The following is a 20,388-nucleotide window of genomic DNA, read 5'->3' as shown; positions in this document are numbered from 1 at the left end:
AGCTCCTCTCTTAAAATTGGCGCCTCGACTCTGGCATTTGCTGGAAAACGAGGCGCTCTTTACCCCGCTTCAACTCGCTCTTCCTTTTCCAGATCTCTGCGCTCCTCTAAATTGTTAGATACTTTTCTGCGATCTATAGGAATCTCATGCCCGTCAAAAGCCACCTGATTATGATCTGGCTGCTTTGCATCACTCTCAATGTCGAGGGGCAAGTTGTACACGATGCCGAGTTTTATATTCTCAAGATGCAAAACGGCGATCGTTGGGATCAAGAGGATGCGGAAGTTGAGCAACGCTTACAGCAGTTGCGGCAGAAATATGGACAGCCTCCGAATATTGTATTCCTGCTTTGGGATGACACTGCATTTGGAGCTGTCGGCTTTCCTGCATTGCAAAAGAACTTTGGCTACTCAACGCCAAACTTAAACCAGATGGCGGCGGAAGGTATCAATTTTACCCGTATGTACACTGAGCCCTCCTGTACACCAACACGTGCAGCTGTACTCACCGGACGGCTACCGGTGCGCTATGGCATGGGTGAAGTAGGTATGCCCCATGAGTTTTCCGGCTTGCGTGCGGAAGAGGTCACCATTGCTGAGGTGCTTTCGCAAGCAGGTTATGCGACGGGCTTTTTCGGCAAGGGACACCTTGGAGATATCGAAGAGAGCTATTTGCATAATCAGGGTTTTGATGAGGCGCTGTTCACCCCGATGAACCAGATCACGTCCCTGTATAACCCTCAGGCAAATGTGGCCAATGGGGTGCTGGGTATGTTTCCAGAAATCTATCCACCTGATCCCTACCAGTTGGACAGCCCTGGTCTGATTCCCGCTGGCTGGGTAATGAATATTGAAGGGAAAAAGGGACAACCTGGGCGGGAATGGTGCGGAACATCCAATGAGTGCTTCGCTAAGTTTGATCCAGAAGCAGAAAAGAGAACGCTGGCGTTTATTCGCCGCAGTGCGGAGCAGAAGAAACCGTTTTTCGTTGCCTACTGGCCCAACCTCCTTAATTTCATGGCGATGTATAACCCCAAGCGGTCGGTGGCCGGGCTGATGGTTGCCGATGCTTTCCCGGCAATGGACGACTTTGTTGGGGCACTGATGCAAGAGCTGAAAAGCTTAGGGCTTGCTGAAAATACCTTGTTCGTTGCAATGGCGGATAACGGTCCTATGGTTCACAGTCCGCCGGCGGGGTGGGGTATGCTGCCCATGTTGTATCGGGGTGGCAAGGGGGATTTCACCGAGGGCGGCGTTCGAGTACCTGCTTTTGCCTGGTGGCCAGGAACTATTGAAGGGGGACAAACGGTAGGGGATATTATCCATGTCACTGATCTGTATACGACTTTTGCTCGCCTCGGTAGAGCAACTGATGCTATTCCCACGGATCGCGTCGTTGACGGCCTCGATCAGGCCGCTCTTTTTTTAAACGGCGATACCCATGGCCGTCGGGATTATGTATTTATTTATACCGGCAAGGAATTGGGTGCAACAGTAAAGGGGCGGTACAAGAGGCATTGGTTGGGAGCGGGGGAGGTGGCAGCGTCAGGAATGCCGGAGGCCTATTACGATCTGTATATGGACCCCAGGGAGGAGTCCCCGCAGTTGGTGCCGTTAATTCATACCCAGGGCCAGTTCAATCATATGGTGGCCCGCCATCGTTTGTTCAAACGTAAATACCCGGACGTAGCAAGCGGCAAAGGCATACCCTATACAGGATTGGCCAATGCGCGCCCTGAGACACAGGCTATTGGTGAACGCGTGCGCGCCGTCATCAGTGAGATGCCATTCACCGTTGAAGACTATCTTGAGTATCAGATCCCCGGTGCCGACAAGGTCGGCGACTGGGGACATTGAACTGCGAAAATAAAAGCGGGAAGCTTTAACTAGTGGTAGAGGTTCAGGTCCTGATCCAGCCGGACTTCACCACTGCGTTGCACTGTAATAGAGGGTACTATAGATGTACTCAAGCCAATCTTTGCTTGAAGTTCATAGGGTACCGATCGCTGTCCTCTATGAGCTAACTCTGCTACAGCGAACAGAGAGCCCATCCAACTGGCAGTAGCATCTACGGAGATGTCATCCTGGCCATAAGGGGCAATCGGCAACAGGTTATTTGAGGTTCCCGTCATCACTTTATGGCCGGCAAGACTGAGCTTGTAGTAGAGCCCGGTTAGAGGAAGCTCCTGGTTGTTTGGGTTAAAGATACGCAAGTGGATTCTAAAGCGGAGGTCGCTGCCGGCTGCAGGAGGAAGCGGCTCCAGCCCGACAATCTCAACCTCAGGCTTTTGAAAGTTGGGAGATAGAACGGCACAACCGCCTATAAATAGAGCTAACAATACTAATAAGTTCAGTCGCAAAAGCTTGATCACTGCTTGTCCTTGGTTTTTTTCTATTTTAGTGGGCGCGGGGTAGGCAGCATATTGTTGTTGCATCACCTTCGCAGCTCCATTTCTTCTACTTGGTTGTTGAGCAACCTTTCCATTTGCTTCATTCTCTTATCCAGATGGGCTGAAGAGAACTCTTGTCTTTGTTCAGACATCCAAGTGGCCTCACACTATTGGAGACAATTAATGAGTAAATGGCTGATTCTTCTGACAACAGTAGTAGTGATATTGTTCGCCAGCTGGAGATGGCTTTTACTCCCGGCTATTGAAAAATCGATGAACAAAGTTGAGCCGGGTAAAATTACAGCGCTGTCACCTGAAGGTAAAGCATTGCACCAAACCTTATTGGTAGGTGACTTACACGCAGATAGTTTCCTATGGGCTAGAGATCTGCGAAAACGAGCCGACTATGGCCATTTGGACCTTCCTCGAGCTCGAGAAGGCAATCTGGGCATTCAGGTTTTCACATCAGTTACCAAGTCTCCGCGGGGTTTAAATTACAAAAAAAACTCTAGTAAAGCGGGTGACAACATAACTTTGCTAGCAATCGCACAAGCATGGCCAGTAAGAACTTGGCGCAGTCTGTATGAGCGGGCGCTTTATCACGCCGAGCGTGTTAAAGCCCTGCAGGCCTCCGCGCCAGATGAAGTCCGTATCGTCAAAAGTGCAGCAGATTTGCGAGAGGTGCTTGTGGAAAGGGAGCGGGGCGGAGAGGTTTTGGCCGCATTGCTGGGTACTGAAGGCGCTCACCCCCTGGAAGGGAATATTGAAAATATAGGCCATCTTTATGATGCCGGTTTCCGGGTGATGGGGTTACAACATTTTTTCGACAATGAGCTGGGGGGCTCTCTGCATGGAGAAAGCGGGCGAGGCTTGAGTGCATTTGGCCGAGAGGCAGTGCAAGAAATGGAAAGGCGCTCCATTATAATTGATGTCGCTCACTCCTCCGAACAGGTAGTACGTGAAGTATTGGATATTGTCGAGCGTCCAGTAATTGTTTCTCACACAGGACTTCAGGGGGCATGCAAATCGCCTCGGAATATCAGTGACGAGGTAATGAAGGAGATAGCTAATAAGGGAGGTTTAATCGGGATTGGTTTCTGGCCCGGTGCTGTCTGCGATACAAGCCCTGAGAGTATTGTTAAATCCATTCGTTATGCCATTGATATACTGGGCGTGGATCATGTCGCACTGGGTTCGGACTATGATGGCAGTGTGACAGTGGCATTTGACGTGAGTGAGCTGGGGGTGCTTACCGATGAAATGCTTCGCCAGGGATTTACTGAAGAAGAGATCCGCAAAGTGATGGGGGAGAACCTGAGAGATTTCTTTCTTACTCAACTTCCCAGTTGATTTTACATATGAAGATTAAATACAGGTTCCACAATCTTCCCAGCTGATGGAGTAGCGCTGGTATTTGATAAATCACTGTTCTGGTGAGTTTGTTCATTGTAAGCGCGATATTCCTATATAGTTAATAGGAAATATATATTCTGCACTAATCCAAACATAATTTAAGCTATAAATTTGCGTCATATTTTGATCTGAAATTTCGTAAATCTAGTTGAAATTTCCTGTAATCAAATTCCGGTTTACTTTTGAAAATGACTTAAAGCTAAAAAAGCAGTAAGAAAATTGATAGAGATAAAGTTGTAGGTGAGAAAAATAGAACATGGGCCGCGATACCGCGGATAGGCAAAAGTCCACTATCTCTAAAGAATAGGGAGACCTCCATGTTCAATCCGAAACTAACAGAAACAGAATTTCTATTGGATCAAGCAAATTACATCCAACCCGGTGTCCACAATGATGTAAGGCGCGGAGTTTGTTACGCATTATCCTACATGTGGGTGAGACTCGGCTTGCAACCCGGCGGCCATATAAATATGCACCTCCAGGCAGGACTGCAACAGCGTTACCACAAAACAGGAATTGGAAACGCCCTTAACAGAGCAACTCCAGGTATGTTTTTAAGGGCTGTTGGCGGGTCGACCACCACCTTTGGTCAGCCAATCTATACTATGCAAAGGGCGATTTCCGCGCAGCAGCAGATCCAGGGAAATGTGATGGGTATATCGTCAGGGTTAAGGACGGTTTGTCGGGCAGATGGGTATATCGAGCACTGTATCGCCCGTGGGCATCAGTTGAATCCATTTGAGCCTTTCTCCACATTTTTACGATGGATACGGCAGGGGATGGCGCGCCTTAATCAAGGCTTTGCATTGATAGGATTCCTGGGCCCCAACAGTGGTCATGCAATTGCAATTCAAGTACAGAATGGTAATACCTGGAGACTTTTTGACCCCAATTTTGGTTCCTTTGTATTTAACGGATACAACCGCTTTAAGGCCGAATTACATCAGCTGGCTTTGATATACGTGGCGATGGGCACTGCTGGTGGAAGCTGGATGATTTCAACTTTTAGATAAGTAAATAGGGTTGTTTTATTGTCGAGATATCACAGGGTCGCTTAGGCGACCCTGTGTTATTTATATCGTACCATTTGCGAGGGAGTGTCAGAGTTACGGATGTATTATGTAATCACAAATGAGTGGCTCCGTGCGCAAAGAAGTTGATTCCTTTATTTATAATAATTAAGCTCATAGTAGGTAACTGTATTGTCATAGATATACGGTGTGGTTTTACATTTGTTTAGGGTAAATTTGGTGAAGCGGATATTCATTACTGTATTGTTTTGTATTACTTCCTACACGTCTCAAGCGGAAGAGCTGAAAATTGCAGAGTATATTAAAGTTAACCCACCTTCAGAGATGGATCTAACTTTTCAGGTTGTGCCTGATTATAGCCCTGATGAAGAAATTCTTCTGATCTGGAATGGCGATGAGCTGGACTACCTGGTTGTTACTGATCGTGAGCGAGGAGGGCAGAAGCATGAACTATATTGGCGAATGATATTAAAGGAATTTCAGAAGTCTTCGGGCCGAAAAAAGGTAAAAATTTCAAATGAAGGGGAGCTGACAACAAAGTCAGGATTAAAGGTGAGCTACAAGACTGTAGAATGGTTTAGTGAAGGCGATAAATCCGTTCAAATGTTGAGCCTTGTTGTTGGAAGGAAAGATGCTTATTGGCTTATTGTTAATTCCACGAATGAAGATATGGCCAGGATAACAGAGAGTTTTAAAAGAATTTTGGAAACAATTGAGCTTACGCGTGGCTAATCAGCCTTGATGAAGGCGCTATATGGCTTGCCTCAAACACCTTCGGAATTAAACGCGAACTATTCGAGGTGGATGATTTTACCACCTCAGATCTCAACTAATAGCTACTTTGCAGCGATGCACTCAATTTCAACTTGGGCGTCCAGCGCTAGGGACTCCACTGCAAAAGTAGTCCTTGCAGGGTAGGGGGAGGCAAAAGCCTTCCGGTAGATGTTGTTGAATTCAGGGGAACTCTTGATATCTGTTAAAATGACCGTGCATTTAACAACATCTTTCATTTCGTAGTCGTAGCGCTCCAGAGTTTGCTTTATATTGTCTAGAGTCTGTTTGGTCTCCGCAGAGAATCCCCCTTGGGCTAACCGCTTAATTTTGGCTCCGCTACTTCCGAAGATGGGAATTTCAGGAGGTGGCAAAAGTGGCAAAAAATCGGTAGCTAGTGTTAAGACACTATGCCAAATCATTGAATTCAGTATAGAAGTGGGCAACAAGATACGAGATGGGCTTTAGCAGAAATGTGGAGAGGCCCTTTTCCTTTTAGTTGATTAGGTACAATTTTTTATTATATCAATTAGCTCTGGTTGTTGGCGCCTTAATTATTAAGCATTATTTACAGTTAAAGTTGACTATATTCGACATCATAGTTTTACATAGAATCTAAGTTTTGTCCTAACCTGCTATTTAAGCGTTAAGAATTTCCTGCTGTTAAGGAGTTTTACTATGCGAAACAAGACCTTAAAGCTGCTAGTCTTATTCCCATTACTGCTTGGGTTACCTTTATTCGCTAATGCGTCGGAATTAAAAGTTGCTATAGCTAATGATGCGCCTCCTTATGTTGCTGATAACGCAAAGAGCGGGCTCGAGGTCGAAATAATCCAGCTGGCATTGCCTGGATATTCAATAAAATTCTTACAAATGGGTTGGGGGGAGATTCAAGATGCTATTAAAAATGGCATGGCAGATGCGGAGACAAATGTGTATGACCATGGCGAGACGGGTGGCCATTATTTCTCAAATAACTATGTTGGATTTGTCAATTACGCAATTAGTCGAAAGAGTGAAGATATTAAAATAGATAATGTGAACGATCTTGTAGGGCACCATGTCATTGCCTGGAAAGGAGCTCACCTGGACCTAGGGCCAGAGTTTGAGCGCCTCTTCTCCCCTGGAGGAGCGGGTAGCAAGAATTATGTCGAGATACAAGATTCACGAGATCAGGTTCGGGATTTCTGGAAGAACAAAGATTCGATAGCCATTATCGATAAGAATATTTTTGCTCACTTCTCCATGAACCAGGGACACTCTATGGATGAGGTGGATACTCACAAGGTCTTTTTGCCAGTTTCTAAATTTAAAATGGCATTTAAAGATGAAAAGACCAGGGATGAGTTCAATAAAGGGCTGACTCGTCTTTGTTCTACAGGTGAATATGCAAGACTTCTTAGGAAGTATGGCATTCCGGAAAAGGCGAATATCTGCAAATGAGCTGGGAACCTAGATAGTATTAGGGGCTTTCAGGATTTTCTGGCGCGCCAATTTCTAATTTGTATATATATACAGCCTGTATTTATTGACAGATAGCCGTCAAAAGGGTAATATTAGGCAAGCTGTCGAGTTGTATGCGCAGCGACCGATCATCCTTTCTTAAACCGGCCCCCCAGCCGGTTTTTTTATGCCTGAAATTTGAGACTCACCCGAGACAATCATGCTCACATTAACGCGATTTGCTTATGGCTCAGAAGCAACTCTGGGCCGGCTGCGTGTCGGTGATCGTACTTTCTATACCGTAGAACGCCCATGGCTGGGTAATAAGCCATTCGAGAGCTGTATACCGGAGGGGGTTTATCGGTGTGATTCGTACAGTTCTGCCAAATACCCCAACGTATGGGAGCTGCAGGAAGTTCCGGGCCGCTCAAAAATCATTATTCATACAGCTAACTATGCCTCTGATGTTCAAGGCTGTATTGGTATTGGCTCAGCTCAAGCCCCTGGCGGTTGGTGGGTAGTTCAATCACGTAAGGCCATGCAGGAGTTAAGGGACATGCTGCCGCCAGAGTTCGAATTAAGTGTCACCCACTACATACCGGAATACCCATGATTACAGCCATATCAAATCTATTCGGCAAGGTCATTGATAAGGCTTTCCCGGATAAGACAGAAGCCAACCGCTTAAAAGCTCAGGTTGATTCGCAGCTGATTGCGATGGATATGGCAGAACTGCAATCGGCCACCCAAGTAATCACAGCAGAGGCATCAGGGGAGTCATGGCTACAGAGAAATTGGCGGCCAGTAACAATGCTTACGTTCGTCGGGCTGATTGTTGCCCATTGGGTAGGGTGGACAGCCGAAAACCTAAGCGAGGACCAAACCCTGGCCCTGCTGGAGATAGTAAAAATCGGCCTCGGTGGTTATGTCGTGGGGCGCAGCGCTGAGAAAGCAGCTAAGTCTTGGAAGCAATCATGACTCAACAAGCAGAGCACTGGCACCTTAGCAAAAGCATCTCTATCACTCAGATAGCCAGCATCATACTTTTGGCAGCTGGTTTGTTTACTTGGGGCTCAGATGTAGAGAAGCGGGTAGGGGAGAACGCACAAGCAATCAAGCACGAATCAGCTATGCGTGCCCTGGAGCAAAAACACATAGCTGAATTCAAAGACGAAATCAGAACACGGCTCCAGCGTATTGATAGCAAGCTAGAGCAGTTGATTGAGAGAGCGGATTAATGGCAAGGCCAACTCTGTATTCCAAAGAGATTGCAGTATCTATCTGCACTTTGCTCGCTGAAGGGCTGAGTTTACGTGAAGTGCGCACGTATGAAGGTATGCCTGATAAGTCCACAGTTATACGCTGGCTGGCCACTAACTCAGAGTTTTGCGACCAGTACGCACAGGCGAAAGAGGTCTCAACTTTTGTCATGGCTGAAGAGCTACTGGAGATAGCCGACGATAGCTCCAATGACTACATGGATCGACAGGCAAGAGACTGTTCAGTAGAGGAGGTGCTTAACCCCGAGAACATCCAGCGTTCTCGACTTCGAGTTGATACACGCAAGTGGCTAATGGAAAAGCTCAAGCCCAAGAAGTGCGGGCAGAAGCTCGACATTGACCAGAAGACTGAGCATAGCGGTGGTATCAGCATGACCATCGACCAAGCCAACGCAATTTTGCAGGAGCATGGAATTGACCCCAGCGGAGAAGATACGACTGGCTCAAGCCCTGCAGACGGTCAAGGAACATAAGAAGTACAACAAGCGGCATTACTTCAGGCCGTATGACTGGCAGCTGCGGTGGTATAGCGCCTTTCAAACTCACAAGCAATGTCTGCTAATGGCCGCAAATAGGGTAGGGAAGACTGCGTCTGAAGCCTACCAAGTTGCAAGTCACCTAATTGGTGAGTACCCAGATTGGTGGCCGGGAATCACATTTAATTATGCTAACGCCTCGGCCAATAGCTCACCGTCGTGTAAATAAAATGTTTTACGGCGAGCTGACGCAGCGGGATAAGGTGCGCTGCATTGCCAACCATAAAACCAAAGAGGTGTGGGTTTATTACTCAACTAACACGACCGGCCCAGCAAATCGTGCTTTGGTTTATAACTGGCTTGATAACACCTTCACTTTTGTCGACTTGCCAAATGTTGCTTGCGCTGTATTCGCACCAAAGCAAGGGAAGATAATTACCTGGGATGAGCTGGCGGGGCTGAGCTGGAAAGAATTAGTCCAGAGCTGGGGCGATATGTCAGAGACGACATAATACCCGGTTATGTACTACTTCACTGACGGCCAACTAATGGAGGCCGACTATCTCGCCACCACCAACGGAACTGAAGCGGTTTATCTTGAACGAACTGGAATTGACCTCGACCAATTTATTAAAGCCCCCTCCAAGCGCTGGAAACTGATTCGGCAAATAGTCCCGCAAATAGAAGGCTCTGGCCAGGTGCGAATAACTATCGGCGGCTCTGATACTCCGATGGGTGCAGTACGCTGGAGGCAGCCGCGAACCTTTGATATTGCAACGGGGCTAAAAGTGGATTGCCGGGTAAAAGCCCGCTATCTCGCTATTCGTATTGAATCAATTGATGATGGTTTTTGGCGATTAACCCGGTGGGACCTGGATTTACTACAGGTGGATGGACGATGAGCTATAGAACGGGGCCAGGACTGCCGCGCACACTTCCTGAATTATGGCAGTTTGTCCGCCGCGAATTTATGTCCATCGAGCAGCTATACACTCGCGTCGAGACAGATGCGGCAACCGCCCAAAGCACTGCCGACCAAGCTGGGGGCGTAGCCAATGATGCCAAAGATCAAGCCAACAGCGCAGCGCAGGCCGCAGCTGATGCACAGTCGGACGCTGATGTGGCGCTCGCGGACCTCGATAACATTTCTGCGGATGGTCAGTTACACCCAAACGAAAAGCTCACTGTTATCCGTGAATATAATGAGCTGACCAGTGAGCAGGCTGGAATTGTTAACCAGGCGGTCGCTCTTGGGGTCACGACAGAAAAAGATAACTACGCGAATGCCGTCACCGCACTGACTAATTATCTGGGAGGGTTGAGCCCCAACTGGAATGACACCACCTTAACCACAACTGTCAGTCGGAGTATTTGGAATAGTAATTGGGAGTATGTTTACGAACAGAGGCAGATACTATTAAATACAATCTCCGCAATTCTTAAACAGTTAGCAGATAGTTCACAGAGTACGGCCAATGGCGCTAGTCTTGCTGCAGTCACCGCTCAAGCGACGGCAGATAATGCCCAGCTAGCTGCAGATGATGCTCAAGCTGAGGCTGATGATGCAATTCAGGATTTGGAGAATATTTCTGCTGATAGCCAGTTGCATCCTTCAGAAAAAATTGGAGCGAACCGCGAGTATAACGAATTAATTAACGAGCAGACGGGAATAGAAAATCAGGCTTCAGCCCTCGGAATTTCTACAGAAAAGAATAGCTATACAGATGCTGTCACGGCATTAACTAATTATTTGTTGGGGCTTACGCCCACATGGAACGCCACCCATAGCACAACACCTATCACCCGGAGCACATGGAATAGCTGGTGGCAAACAGTCTACGTCAGTAGGCAGGGGCTGTTAAACAAAATAGCCTCCGTACTGCAGCAACTAGCAAATGCAGCATAATCTACCGCAGATGGAGCGACGGCAGATCTCAGTGATATTGCGGCAGACGACATACTACACCCGACCGAAAAGCTGCAGGTAATTCGCGAGTATAGCCAAATTATTGCCGAGCAGGGCGGGATAGAAACTATTTAGATGGGTTTGACCCGGTTTGGAGTGATGCGACTCAAAACACTCCGATTAACCGAGATGGCTGGGATACAGCCTGGACAGACGTTCACGAGCAGCGCCAAACGCTGTTGAACAAAATTGCGGAACGAGCAGCGGAAGGGCACCAACTTGCTCCCGGCAAGCCTGTCGGTATTTTCGGGTTATGCGCTGCCGCCATTCCACGGCGGTACGCGCTATAGCTTGTCAATTGCTACCGTCACCAGCCCACCAAGTCCACGCTGCTTGCACGCCGATTTTACCGGCTCAACCGGTGAGGGAATGTGGTTCAACTTTCGCCACTACGATGGCCAGCGAGTCTTTAAGGTGGAAGAGGGTAAAACCTATATTATTTCCGCCTGGTCTCGCACATTGTCTCAAACAATTGATGTTCGCTTTGGGTTGCGGGACGCAGATGACGGCTCTGTTGATTTCGGCTACTCCGCCTATCAAGCTTACGGCAATTCTTTTGAAACTCGAAAAGCCTGGACTGTAACGGCAACCGGCACCGGTTACGCTTATTTGCGTGTGGCTGCCATTAATTTAAATGCTGGGGAATATCTGCGTTTCGACTGCCTGATGATAGAGGAGGCGATAGGGAATCAAACAGAGCCCAGCGCTTTCTCTAGACCAAGCGGAAATTATACCGACCCAGAAACCGGTATGGTGTTTGACCAGCGCGGCTTGCCGCAAAACATGAGCAGCATTGCCAGTCTGCCAACCAGTAGCAATGTGCTATCCGCTTTAGATAACGGATCGTCTGCGAAAATCTCAACCGCCTCGCACACGGTTCAGTACGCTGGTTTTACCGTTAGCTATAACAGTGGGTCAATCACCGGGCTCAACTTTTCAACCACTTATTACATCTACGCTGATGATGAGGGTTACTCAGGCGGTAGCTCAACCTATTACGCGGTCACCGATATCTCAAAGCTTGCAGCAGAAAGAGCGCGCCGACCGGTAGGAACAATCACCACGCCAGCAGATGGCGGCGACACCACCACGCCAACAAACCCCTGGTGTGTTGCCGCTGGAACCTGGCTGCGCGAAGGCCTATTGGCAGATAACTGCCAGCCCGGCGACCTGATTGAGTGCTGGGATGTGGGTGACTCCAATACCCACCTTGCACCGATCCAAGCCGTTAAACCCCAGGACAGTGTGCCCTGCGTACGCCTGACGATGGAGAGTGGGGCTCGGGTTGTATGTAGTAGAGAAACCCCAGTTACGGACCAGCGGGGGCGCGTCTACTTGGCCCAGGATTGCGCTGGCGTTGAGTTGGGAGCAATGCATTGCAGCGACCCGCTAACCTGGGAAAAAGTCGTTAGCGTCGAATGTGTAGGCCTGCGCACCGTCTACAAAATCTCCGTGGGCGGAATCTCATTTGCTGCCGGCGTAGACCCCGAGCACCGGGTAATCACCCACAATATTGATTACAAACCTTAGGAGGCTAATGTGCCTAGTTTTTCCGCTTTAGATGGTGTGCCAGATTTAGATTCTTGGCAATTTGCCTACACCATCGACGATGGCCGTAGCGCCGGCACCATTGTGCGAGCAACGATCACTCAAAAAACAGAATCTGCGAACGCCGAAGCCCAGGCAGTTGCAGTGCTCAAGTGTGTTATTGCCGTAATCGACAGTCAGAACAATGTGCAGACCGATGCGGCGGGCGATTCTATGGATACGGTGTACGTGACAACTAAGACATTAACCACCGATGCGGGCCAGACTGTGAATGTTGTTGATGAAGCTGCTGGTCTTGTATCTGACTGCATTGTTGAAGTGGCGAATCGCCTAGCGGTGCATAGCTCTATTGCAGCAATGGCGATTCCTAGTGGTTGATTAAGGTCACCTTGACAGCATTTTATCTTTGGGAGTTCCTTACTGCTCAAATGGAGTCTAGGTAAAAACAAGGTGACTGAAACCAGCCTAGCCCCGACTCTTATCTCTATCCATGAGAAGGAATTACCAAATATTTAGGCCTAAAGTTTACGCAATATTACGTGACCCAAAATGACCAATTACGGCTATAACCCCTACATGCCCGACTGGGAAACCCAGTACAACCCGGCACCATCTCTAATTCAACAACCCCAAACCCAACAACAATCCAGCATTAACCCAATGCAGGCCATGAGCTTGTACAACAAATTTGCAGGTGGTGGCGCATCTGGGGCAGGCAGTACAGCAAGCAGCACCGCAAGTACTGGCGCCGGCAGTGGTGCAGCAGGTGGTTCTAGCTGGATTGCATCAGCGGGCTCAATGGCAGCCATGGCCGCAATCATTGCCATTAACGAGCATGAAGCCAGGGATGGCGGTTATCGCGATGAGGATGATAAGGGCTACGCCCTGGACCTGCTCGGCGGAAAGGTGTTCGAGCAGGACGCCACCTACCGCTGGAAAGATGACCTCAACGATGCAGTTCCAGGCTCTGGGAGTATGGTTGAATCAATGGCAAATCTTGGCTCTCTGGATTTCTCCAACGCTGGCAAAGCGTTTGAAGATGGATTGAAGGAAGACCCACTAATCAAAGGCATTCTCAGCCTCTTCTAATAGGTGAAATATGGGATTTTTAGACAGTCTTAAATACTGGATTCGGTAACGCCTACAACATGGACGCGGGCGGCGTAAGCATGATGGGGCAGGGTGGTAACGCCATGCAGAACTACATGCAGCAGGTGGCAATGGCACCCTGGCAGAACTTGCAGTTGTACCAGGGCTCTATCGGTTCCCCGATTGTGCTTAATCAGTCCACCCAGGCCCAGAGCGGCTCTCCTCTTGGGGCTATGGGTGGGTTTATGCAGGGGATTGGATCAATCATGGGCTAGCTATTCGCGGGCCTTGATGAGTTTATTGCATCCTCCAATATTACCTCTGGAGCTTCCACTTTTTACTCGGTTTGTTTCGTCTAGAACAAACCACAGCCTGCAATGGTATGTGCCCCCTCCGGTGAGGTGGGTTCCTGTTGCGTCAGTATAAGAATTCACGGGGACGGTCTGCGAGTGTGAGAACTCGACAACATACTCGCCACTATCCAGTTCCGTCCTAGAGCTTGGCGCTCCGTATGTGAGAACCAGGTCAGTTAGTGAAGCTCCTCTCCAAGTGTCTATATCTGCTTGGGTCGCACACCCCGTTAATAGTGCCAAAACAACAGTCCATGTTTTACCCATGCTTTTCACCTTTTTTGCAACAGGTGATTCAAATAATCCAATTTCATTCAGTCAATAAATAGGTTGAATTATGCGACCAGTATTAATAATGGGGGAGCCGCAAGGCGTCCTGGATTCAGTTTTTGTCGGGCTAAAACAGTCCCCCTTAATCGATGAAGGTAACCCATTCTCGCCAGAAGTAGACCGCCACCAGCAGCAGATTATCGAGAACGATAGCCAAGTAGAGGCTATGAAAAAAGACAAGCTTGGCGGGATTGGTCGGATGTTGGCCGTTATGAATATGGGCTATCACGGCCAAGACCCAAGCGCAGCATTTAGTAGTTTCAACAGCAGGGTTGCCGCCCTCCAGGAGCAGAATACCCGGCTTAATTCTGAGGTAAGTGATATTAATCCAAAGCGGGCAATGATGGAGCAGCAAGGGATGGGCGTTCCTGAAACCGTTGGCTCTCCTTTGGCGCTTGCTAATGGCAACTATGGAATTGCAGTTAAAAACCTTGATGGCTCGACTGAGGTGCGTGACTTAGGTGTTTGATTTGATCCCAAAGTACATAAGGTAGATGACCAGCTTTTGACAACCACTGGCGGCAACACTCCAGTAGAGCTCTTATCGGATGAGCAGCTTCAGAAGATTTATGACCAGCGTATAAAGAACAAAAAAGGCGAGATTGATTTAAAGAATAATTCTGAGGCTAAAAAAACTGCAGCGCTTAACGCCAAAACTTACAAGGCGTATCAGGCTGGAATGGAAGGCTTATCTAAAGGGATGGAGGGAACTACAACCAATCCGTTTACAGGTTCACTCCCGGCGTTGACCTCAGAGGCCCAAACGGCTGATGGTGCTGTTTCTGCAATGGCTCCAATTCTCAAATCTCTATTCCGTGAGGCTGGTGAAGGCGTTTTCACCGATAAAGACCAAGAGCTGCTGCTAAACATGATTCCAACACGGAAGGACCACCCAGAAGCCCGTAAGGCCAAGCTTGAAATGGTCGATCGAATTGTTCGGGCGAAACTTGGTATCGATTTCGAAGATATTGAACGTGATGGTCCCGAGGCAGCAGCTGATGCCGCTAATACAGATAAAGACCCGCTGGGGATTCGATAAATGGCTTTAACTATCGCAGAAATCCGTAAGCAATACCCCGAATATTCGGATATGAGTGACGAGGCTTTGGCACGCAGCCTGCATCAGTCGTATTACAGTGACATGGAGTTTGGTGAGTTCGCCAATAAGATTGACTACACGCTGCCGGACCCTGCGGGTCTTAATCAGCCAGGCGCTGTTGAGCAGCTCGTGGACAATTCAATTGGTGAGTTTGAAGTATTGGGTGCGGTAGGTTCGTCGATTATGGCTGAGCCAATTTCCGGCCTCGCAGGTATTGCCCAATCATTAAACCCTTGGGCTACACAGGGGGCAGGCTCTCGCGCTGTAGAGGCAACTCGCGATTTTCTTACTTATGAGCCGCGCACAGATATAGGCAAGGATAAGCTAAATACTATAGCCGGTTATATCGAGCCTGTCGGCGAGGCATTGGAGTATGTCGAAACAGGCCTGGGCGACGTGACCTATAACACCACTGAGAGCCCGGTATTGTCCGCTGGCGCCACCACTATACCAATGGCAATATTGGAAGCGCTCAGTGTTGGCCTTGCAAAAGGTGCAGCTCGAGTCAAAAAGGCTACTCCGGAGAATGTAAAAGCAGAACTATCTAGGCTCGGAGTAGACCCGGCCCAACTGTCGGATGAAGCTGTTCTAAAGGCGGTGAATGAGCTGAACGAGGGCGCTGACTTCTCTGGGGATAGACTGGTGGGTGTTCTTGAAAATGTCGATATGCCTGAGGACTGGGTGCCGAAAACCCGGGCTGAACAGCAAGGCATTGAGACTGGCAACTTTGACCTATGGCGCAAACAGAATGAAGCCGCTGCTGGCGTCTATGGCAGTAACGCTGAACAGGCAGTTAATCGATTTACTGATTTCCGCGAGCGTCAGCTTGGCAGGGTAGCGCAGAGCCAGTTGGATAGCCTGGGGCCAACTGAGGGAGCCAGTTCACTCGCAAGTAGCTCGGAGCTGCTCTATGACGGCATTCTTTCAAAAGTAGAGAATGCCAAGCAGGCTAAGTCCGACGCTTACACCAGAGTGGATGATATTGCCAAAGAGAATGGCCCGATGATGGCTGAGGGCTCGGTAATGCAAGAGGGGCTGGGTGCGGCTTATCAGGGTTTCAATGGTGACATTAAGCTGGCGAGCAAGACTGAAACGCCCAACGCCTATGGGTTGTATGAGGAGCTGCAAGCAGCTCTGCGCGGCGAAAAATCCTCAGACCTGCCCGGCGCGCTAACAGTTGCTACGAACAAGATGGAAATCCTGGATAACTTTGAGAGCCTGCGCCGTCGAATTTCTGCGGCTGAGCGGGCTGCCGCTCCAGGTTCTGCTGACCAGGCGCTGCTGGGGCAAGTGCGCCGTCAATATGATAGCTGGCTTGATGAGGCTGTGGGGAGTGGAAAGTTCTTTGGCTCACCCGAGCAGCTGGACGCCTTAAAAGAAGCTCGCCGCCTGAATCGCGATTACATGCAGATAGTTAAAGACACCCACAAGGACGGCAAGCCAACAGTCCGCACCCGCATCATTAATGATGTTGTGAACGGCCGTAGCACACCTGAGGAGGTGGTAAACAAAATTATCGGCGGTACCGGAAAGAAGCAGGGCGCAGCTATTGTTGAGGACTTCAAACGGTTATTCGGTGAAGACTCCCCTGAATTTGGAGCCCTGCGGCAGTCTGCCTTTATGAATATTTTCGGCCCAGCTTTTAAGGTGGCAGAAGATGGAAGTCTGCAGCTATCCAAGGGTAATTATATTAACCGGCTGTCCGACCAGTTAAAGAATAATGAGAGTAATCTGCGGGTATTGTTCGATAAGTCTGAGGTGGGCCGTTGGAATAAATTTGCCGGCGAGCTTCGAAAGCTTCAGGAGGATGTGCGCAAGAAAAACTTCTCAGGCTCTGAATACCACTTAGCCGGGCCGATGAGCGCGCTGGTAGATAAGGTCGACATTATTGCTCAATGGTTACCCTTTATGCGTGAGGGAGCAGAGAGCGTAAGCAAGAGCCGCCGTTGGCGAGAACTGAAAAAGAACGGCCTGGCTGAGGGTGATTTCACTGTGTCCAATGATACCGCCACCTTGCTTGGTGCTTTACTGGGTGGTGCACCGGCACCCTCCGGGGCAGCGCCGGCTTTACTGTTGAGCGAGGACGACGAACTCCGTAATCAGGGGGTCCTCGCCACCAACTAAGGCCATGGCGTATTAGCTGCTAGACCTCTCTATTCGGTCTCACATTCTCCTGTTATTAAAAAACATACACATGCGATAGTAGCAGCACTTTCTGGCTGTAAATTTGGTTGAAGGTGCCGCAAGTCTGTTCAATCCCTAGTGTATTACTTCAATTTCGCCGTTTTATAAAAATTCACTATTTAATTGATTTGAAGGGAAAAATTCTCCAATACGCCACGTTGTAGCGCGTATGAACATGGTTGCCACTCGCTTTCTTAGAGTTATTATCTGTCTTGCAAACTTGAACAAGCAGGCCCGCTTGGGACACAATTTAATGGTCGAAAGGGCGGCTACATGAGAGCGGCCAATATAGATGGTGCTGTATGAACATACAGTATTCTGATAAGTTACTCTCGTGCCGTTAAGTGCCCAGCCAAAAAGGAGGCTGAAGTACATGAGCACCCCTTCTAACCAGGGTGCTCAGGGCGCACATGCATTATTGGGACTGGCAGTATGACGACCTGCACCCAACAGAAAGAAGGAGTTGATAGTAATGGCATTTATAGAGCTTCAAGCTGAGATACAAGCTTACCTGGACACAATACATATGACTGCTGATACCGCTGATCCAAAAATCAAGGATATCCTTATAGCGCAAGCCAACCATCTGGGTGGGGCTGTTAACTGTTTAGTGGATGAGCTAAATACTCTTACAGAGAAGCAGGAGCAGCTTCGAGCGTTGTTAGGGTAAAGGTGTAGGGGCTCATGTTGCTCCCCGCCTAATCATTACCTACTTGCATGTACTGTATGAAAATACAGTGTTCACTTAAGAGCAGAGCTGCCCCTTGCGTAGTACGGGGTGATATCATCGCATGAAGTGGATACTATAAGTGTTGAAAGTGGGAGCTCTATCTTTTTCGCTTAAGAAAAAATATTTACCACTGGGGTTTGTGTCGCATGAGGGAAGGGGAAGTTAGTGCACCAAATTTGCACCAAAAGGTCTGTAACTTCTTGATTTTTAAGGATCTAGTGGTGCCCGGGGCCGGACTTGAACCGGCACGGCCGTGAAGCCGGGAGATTTTAAGTCTCCTGTGTCTACCAATTCCACCACCCGGGCAGATCCTTTGCGAGAGAGGGCGATGTTTAAAAGTTGCCCTTCATTCTCACTTTCATTGCATTCAACAGGATACTGCAATGAAGAGAAAAATGGAGGCTAGGGTCGGAATCGAACCGGCGTACACGGAGTTGCAGTCCGCTGCATGACCACTCTGCCACCTAGCCTTTTTCATCCGCCTTTGGCGGAAAAGAACGCTGCGAATTCTATCTGATAAATCTGAAAAATCCTAGCGTTTTCTTATACTTACGTGCGTTTCACTGTGTAAGTGGGCGCCATTTTAGGGACTCTAGAGGATTAGTCAAGCATTGTTTTCGTCAATGTTGCAAACAAGTGAAAAAAAGTAGGAAAAGTTACCTTCTGATGGTGGTGGGGGGTCGTAATAACTTTTAGCGCTGGTGCTCAGAAAACTATTTCTATTTGTTCTAAATTAATTTTAGGGTGTGCTGGCAATCTCTGATCGGTGTTCGATACTGTCTTTAACTGGCTAACACATCTCCCCCAACGTGTTTAGTAATGCTGGTAGGGTGGCTCACATGGCTGTCACCTGGAAGCAAGGATGAAATCCTCCAAGTTTCACTCCTAATGGTCTTGGCCCTGACGCTCTCCCCCCCGTCGTCAGGGCTTTTTTTTGTCTACTGGTTGCTGGAGTCTTTCACCTGGTCTGTAAGGTTTTCTGTGACTAATGCCTTTACGGGCTTACCGGCCGCTTTCTCAGACAATGCTCTAAATCTTTTCAGCGTTACTTCCCCGCGTGTGCGAGCCAGTTCTTGCGCGACGTCATCAATACTTGCTTTGCCGTTACTGGCTTCGCGAATCTCGCGATCCAGTTGCTGCATTACGCCAGCCGCACGGGCGGTAATAGGGCCGGACGAGCGCTCAACCAGTAATGAAGGGGCCTTCTTACCCCACTTAATCAGTTTATCCATTGCTTCCTGGTAGCGGGTTTCACTGATGCCACCAGTTCGCCTTAAAATCTCCAGAGAGTAAAATTCAGCTAATCCCTCTACAATCCAATCGCTCTCATCGTCACCGTGAATCCCCGTGCCCACATGAACTAACTCGTGGATCATGCTACTGGTGCGGTTGCCGCTGATCAGAGGCCGGTCAGCATGCATATATAGTGAGCGTGTCCCCGACAGTCCGCCGCGCCACATGGGATCGTCAGCGGTTACGATCAATAGATGATCAGGGAAGAGGGGGAAGATTTTCTTCAATTCTGGCAGGTTCCAGTTGAGGAAGGCCAGGATGTCCTGCCGCCGTATGTTTTCATTTTTTGGGCCTGCGACACGAGTTTCCGTACCGGCTATCACATCCTGCCGACTGCCAATTTTCCCTACAATCATCCAACCCTTGGGTCTTACAAACTTACGCTTCGGGTCTGATAGCTGATATAGATTTTCTTTAATCTCAGGGTAGGGTAGAGCCGCATACCATTGGTCTGGAAGTTCCAGCTTAAGTCGGGCGGTAGAGCGGCCACGGCTGGTTGCCGATACTGGTGCAATCAATTTGTCACTGCGAAGAATTGCCCAATCTTTGGTGATTCGGGAATCATAACCCCCGTTACTGCGCTGGTTGTCGATTACAAAGCTGTACTTGAGGACAGGCTTCTTTCCCTCAGGTCGCCAGGTTGCTTTGTCACCCTTTATTTCCAGGGGCTCGTCACTTTCCAGGTCCTGGTAGCGCCCAGAACTCAAGTTTAGAACGAGTTTGCTTGGCATATCTTCACCGCTGAGCGCCATTTCTACCTCAGCCAGCTTTGAATCGGGTGAGATTTCTGCACTATAAAGGATCTCATAAGCCCGAACAGCAGGGGATAGAGTGGCGAGTAGTAGCGGTAGTGTTAGTAGTTGTTTGAGCATCATTTCTTCGGCAGGAAATCTAACAATTAGTCGTTTCGACAGTATCTAAGCCTACAGGTGCCCTTGTGTCACCTTCAAGCAAACTGGTCACAAGCTGCCAGCGAGTGACGAGGCAGTCCAGAGT

General features: G+C 48.7%; 23 protein-coding genes and 2 tRNA genes. 20 read left to right on the top strand and 5 right to left on the bottom strand.

The window, feature by feature from the left end:
- Positions 1 to 146: 146 nt before the first annotated feature.
- On the top strand, positions 147 to 1,856 hold the full coding sequence (locus tag BTJ40_RS12305) for a sulfatase-like hydrolase/transferase (protein ID WP_108733372.1): 1,710 nt from the start codon (positions 147 to 149) through the stop codon (positions 1,854 to 1,856).
- Positions 1,857 to 1,885: 29 nt separating this feature from the next.
- On the opposite strand, the gene BTJ40_RS12300 is transcribed toward BTJ40_RS12305, so the two are convergent.
- Positions 1,886 to 2,434, bottom strand: coding sequence for an LEA type 2 family protein (locus BTJ40_RS12300; RefSeq protein ID WP_108733371.1), 549 nt, complete (start codon positions 2,432 to 2,434; stop codon positions 1,886 to 1,888).
- A gap of 138 nt (positions 2,435 to 2,572) precedes the next feature.
- Here BTJ40_RS12300 and BTJ40_RS12295 point away from each other — a divergent pair, with 138 nt between their 5' ends.
- The 3 genes from BTJ40_RS12295 to BTJ40_RS12285 all read left to right on the top strand — a co-directional run bounded on the left by BTJ40_RS12295 (position 2,573) and on the right by BTJ40_RS12285 (position 5,565).
- Positions 2,573 to 3,739: a dipeptidase gene (locus BTJ40_RS12295; RefSeq protein WP_192879330.1), complete on the top strand. Its 1,167-nt coding sequence runs from the start codon at positions 2,573 to 2,575 to the stop codon at positions 3,737 to 3,739.
- A gap of 380 nt (positions 3,740 to 4,119) precedes the next feature.
- Positions 4,120 to 4,815, top strand: coding sequence for a YopT-type cysteine protease domain-containing protein (locus BTJ40_RS12290; RefSeq protein WP_108733370.1), 696 nt, complete (start codon positions 4,120 to 4,122; stop codon positions 4,813 to 4,815).
- 237 nt (positions 4,816 to 5,052) lie between these two features.
- Positions 5,053 to 5,565, top strand: coding sequence for a hypothetical protein (locus tag BTJ40_RS12285; protein WP_108733369.1), 513 nt, complete (start codon positions 5,053 to 5,055; stop codon positions 5,563 to 5,565).
- Between the two features lie 104 nt (positions 5,566 to 5,669).
- Here the strand turns inward: BTJ40_RS12285 and BTJ40_RS12280 are convergent, their stop codons facing one another.
- Positions 5,670 to 6,026, bottom strand: coding sequence for a RidA family protein (locus BTJ40_RS12280; RefSeq protein WP_108733368.1), 357 nt, complete (start codon positions 6,024 to 6,026; stop codon positions 5,670 to 5,672).
- A gap of 256 nt (positions 6,027 to 6,282) precedes the next feature.
- Here BTJ40_RS12280 and BTJ40_RS12275 point away from each other — a divergent pair, with 256 nt between their 5' ends.
- From BTJ40_RS12275 to BTJ40_RS12195, 16 genes are all read left to right on the top strand, one after another.
- Entirely contained in the window at positions 6,283 to 7,047 is a 765-nt protein-coding gene (locus BTJ40_RS12275) for an ABC transporter substrate-binding protein (protein ID WP_108733367.1), read from the top strand.
- A 220-nt stretch (positions 7,048 to 7,267) separates the two neighbouring features.
- Positions 7,268 to 7,660 carry a DUF5675 family protein gene (locus BTJ40_RS12270; RefSeq protein ID WP_108733366.1) on the top strand — a complete coding sequence of 131 codons (393 nt, stop codon included), beginning with the start codon at positions 7,268 to 7,270 and terminating at the stop codon, positions 7,658 to 7,660.
- Positions 7,657 to 8,025 carry a 3TM-type holin gene (locus BTJ40_RS12265; RefSeq protein ID WP_108733365.1) on the top strand — a complete coding sequence of 123 codons (369 nt, stop codon included), beginning with the start codon at positions 7,657 to 7,659 and terminating at the stop codon, positions 8,023 to 8,025. The genes BTJ40_RS12270 and BTJ40_RS12265 overlap by 4 nt, the downstream gene beginning before the upstream one ends.
- On the top strand, positions 8,022 to 8,285 hold the full coding sequence (locus BTJ40_RS12260; protein WP_108733364.1) for a hypothetical protein: 264 nt from the start codon (positions 8,022 to 8,024) through the stop codon (positions 8,283 to 8,285). Before BTJ40_RS12265 ends, BTJ40_RS12260 begins: the two co-directional genes overlap by 4 nt.
- A complete protein-coding gene (locus tag BTJ40_RS12255) occupies positions 8,285 to 8,800 on the top strand; it encodes a terminase small subunit protein (protein ID WP_108733363.1) in 516 nt (171 codons plus the stop codon). Before BTJ40_RS12260 ends, BTJ40_RS12255 begins: the two co-directional genes overlap by 1 nt.
- A 233-nt stretch (positions 8,801 to 9,033) precedes the next feature.
- Positions 9,034 to 9,315, top strand: a complete 282-nt coding sequence (locus BTJ40_RS12250) for a hypothetical protein (RefSeq protein ID WP_157954046.1) — start codon at positions 9,034 to 9,036, stop codon at positions 9,313 to 9,315.
- A gap of 9 nt (positions 9,316 to 9,324) precedes the next feature.
- Positions 9,325 to 9,705 (top strand): hypothetical protein, encoded by a 381-nt coding sequence (locus tag BTJ40_RS12245; RefSeq protein ID WP_108733361.1) that lies wholly within the window; start codon positions 9,325 to 9,327, stop codon positions 9,703 to 9,705.
- The gene (locus tag BTJ40_RS12240) at positions 9,702 to 10,709 is read left to right on the top strand and encodes a hypothetical protein (protein ID WP_108733360.1); all 1,008 of its coding nucleotides are present in this window, start codon (positions 9,702 to 9,704) and stop codon (positions 10,707 to 10,709) included. The genes BTJ40_RS12245 and BTJ40_RS12240 overlap by 4 nt, the downstream gene beginning before the upstream one ends.
- 279 nt (positions 10,710 to 10,988) lie before the next feature.
- Positions 10,989 to 12,299, top strand: coding sequence for a hypothetical protein (locus BTJ40_RS12235; protein ID WP_108733359.1), 1,311 nt, complete (start codon positions 10,989 to 10,991; stop codon positions 12,297 to 12,299).
- A gap of 9 nt (positions 12,300 to 12,308) precedes the next feature.
- Entirely contained in the window at positions 12,309 to 12,695 is a 387-nt protein-coding gene (locus BTJ40_RS12230; RefSeq protein ID WP_108733358.1) for a hypothetical protein, read from the top strand.
- Between the two features lie 171 nt (positions 12,696 to 12,866).
- On the top strand, positions 12,867 to 13,406 hold the full coding sequence (locus tag BTJ40_RS12225; RefSeq protein WP_108733357.1) for a hypothetical protein: 540 nt from the start codon (positions 12,867 to 12,869) through the stop codon (positions 13,404 to 13,406).
- A gap of 59 nt (positions 13,407 to 13,465) precedes the next feature.
- The gene (locus BTJ40_RS12220; RefSeq protein WP_108733356.1) at positions 13,466 to 13,681 is read left to right on the top strand and encodes a hypothetical protein; all 216 of its coding nucleotides are present in this window, start codon (positions 13,466 to 13,468) and stop codon (positions 13,679 to 13,681) included.
- Between the two features lie 412 nt (positions 13,682 to 14,093).
- Positions 14,094 to 14,555, top strand: coding sequence for a hypothetical protein (locus tag BTJ40_RS12210; protein ID WP_157954045.1), 462 nt, complete (start codon positions 14,094 to 14,096; stop codon positions 14,553 to 14,555).
- A gap of 36 nt (positions 14,556 to 14,591) precedes the next feature.
- On the top strand, positions 14,592 to 15,125 hold the full coding sequence (locus BTJ40_RS12205) for a hypothetical protein (protein ID WP_108733353.1): 534 nt from the start codon (positions 14,592 to 14,594) through the stop codon (positions 15,123 to 15,125).
- Positions 15,126 to 17,309 carry a hypothetical protein gene (locus BTJ40_RS12200; RefSeq protein ID WP_108733352.1) on the top strand — a complete coding sequence of 728 codons (2,184 nt, stop codon included), beginning with the start codon at positions 15,126 to 15,128 and terminating at the stop codon, positions 17,307 to 17,309.
- Positions 17,310 to 17,841: 532 nt separating this feature from the next.
- Positions 17,842 to 18,039: a hypothetical protein gene (locus BTJ40_RS12195; protein ID WP_108733351.1), complete on the top strand. Its 198-nt coding sequence runs from the start codon at positions 17,842 to 17,844 to the stop codon at positions 18,037 to 18,039.
- Between the two features lie 279 nt (positions 18,040 to 18,318).
- On the opposite strand, the gene BTJ40_RS12190 is transcribed toward BTJ40_RS12195, so the two are convergent.
- The 3 genes from BTJ40_RS12190 to BTJ40_RS12180 form a co-directional block, all read right to left on the bottom strand.
- A tRNA-Leu gene (locus BTJ40_RS12190) sits at positions 18,319 to 18,405 on the bottom strand.
- A 90-nt stretch (positions 18,406 to 18,495) separates the two neighbouring features.
- Positions 18,496 to 18,569, bottom strand: a tRNA-Cys gene (locus BTJ40_RS12185).
- A gap of 468 nt (positions 18,570 to 19,037) precedes the next feature.
- A complete protein-coding gene (locus BTJ40_RS12180) occupies positions 19,038 to 20,267 on the bottom strand; it encodes a hypothetical protein (protein WP_192879329.1) in 1,230 nt (409 codons plus the stop codon).
- Positions 20,268 to 20,388: the final 121 nt, after the last annotated feature.

It is taken from the genome of Microbulbifer sp. A4B17, from assembly GCF_003076275.1.
Classification (GTDB): domain Bacteria; phylum Pseudomonadota; class Gammaproteobacteria; order Pseudomonadales; family Cellvibrionaceae; genus Microbulbifer.
This window is presented reverse-complemented; position numbering and strand designations above follow the sequence as displayed.

Excerpts from the sequence above, each read along its gene's own strand:
- BTJ40_RS12200 (WP_108733352.1), top strand. The coding sequence starts at position 15,126 with ATGGCTTTAACTATCGCAGAAATCCGTAAGCAATACCCCGAATATTCG.
- BTJ40_RS12275 (WP_108733367.1), top strand. The coding sequence starts at position 6,283 with ATGCGAAACAAGACCTTAAAGCTGCTAGTCTTATTCCCATTACTGCTT.
- BTJ40_RS12265 (WP_108733365.1), top strand. The coding sequence starts at position 7,657 with ATGATTACAGCCATATCAAATCTATTCGGCAAGGTCATTGATAAGGCT.
- BTJ40_RS12260 (WP_108733364.1), top strand. The coding sequence starts at position 8,022 with ATGACTCAACAAGCAGAGCACTGGCACCTTAGCAAAAGCATCTCTATC.
- BTJ40_RS12255 (WP_108733363.1), top strand. The coding sequence starts at position 8,285 with ATGGCAAGGCCAACTCTGTATTCCAAAGAGATTGCAGTATCTATCTGC.
- BTJ40_RS12305 (WP_108733372.1), top strand. The coding sequence starts at position 147 with ATGCCCGTCAAAAGCCACCTGATTATGATCTGGCTGCTTTGCATCACT.
- BTJ40_RS12270 (WP_108733366.1), top strand. The coding sequence starts at position 7,268 with ATGCTCACATTAACGCGATTTGCTTATGGCTCAGAAGCAACTCTGGGC.
- BTJ40_RS12240 (WP_108733360.1), top strand. The coding sequence starts at position 9,702 with ATGAGCTATAGAACGGGGCCAGGACTGCCGCGCACACTTCCTGAATTA.
- BTJ40_RS12250 (WP_157954046.1), top strand. The coding sequence starts at position 9,034 with ATGTTTTACGGCGAGCTGACGCAGCGGGATAAGGTGCGCTGCATTGCC.
- BTJ40_RS12280 (WP_108733368.1), bottom strand. The coding sequence starts at position 6,026 with ATGATTTGGCATAGTGTCTTAACACTAGCTACCGATTTTTTGCCACTT.
- BTJ40_RS12290 (WP_108733370.1), top strand. The coding sequence starts at position 4,120 with ATGTTCAATCCGAAACTAACAGAAACAGAATTTCTATTGGATCAAGCA.
- BTJ40_RS12180 (WP_192879329.1), bottom strand. The coding sequence starts at position 20,267 with ATGATGCTCAAACAACTACTAACACTACCGCTACTACTCGCCACTCTA.
- BTJ40_RS12300 (WP_108733371.1), bottom strand. The coding sequence starts at position 2,434 with ATGCAACAACAATATGCTGCCTACCCCGCGCCCACTAAAATAGAAAAA.
- BTJ40_RS12225 (WP_108733357.1), top strand. The coding sequence starts at position 12,867 with ATGACCAATTACGGCTATAACCCCTACATGCCCGACTGGGAAACCCAG.
- BTJ40_RS12220 (WP_108733356.1), top strand. The coding sequence starts at position 13,466 with ATGGACGCGGGCGGCGTAAGCATGATGGGGCAGGGTGGTAACGCCATG.
- BTJ40_RS12295 (WP_192879330.1), top strand. The coding sequence starts at position 2,573 with ATGAGTAAATGGCTGATTCTTCTGACAACAGTAGTAGTGATATTGTTC.
- BTJ40_RS12245 (WP_108733361.1), top strand. The coding sequence starts at position 9,325 with ATGTACTACTTCACTGACGGCCAACTAATGGAGGCCGACTATCTCGCC.
- BTJ40_RS12195 (WP_108733351.1), top strand. The coding sequence starts at position 17,842 with ATGGCATTTATAGAGCTTCAAGCTGAGATACAAGCTTACCTGGACACA.
- BTJ40_RS12210 (WP_157954045.1), top strand. The coding sequence starts at position 14,094 with ATGCGACCAGTATTAATAATGGGGGAGCCGCAAGGCGTCCTGGATTCA.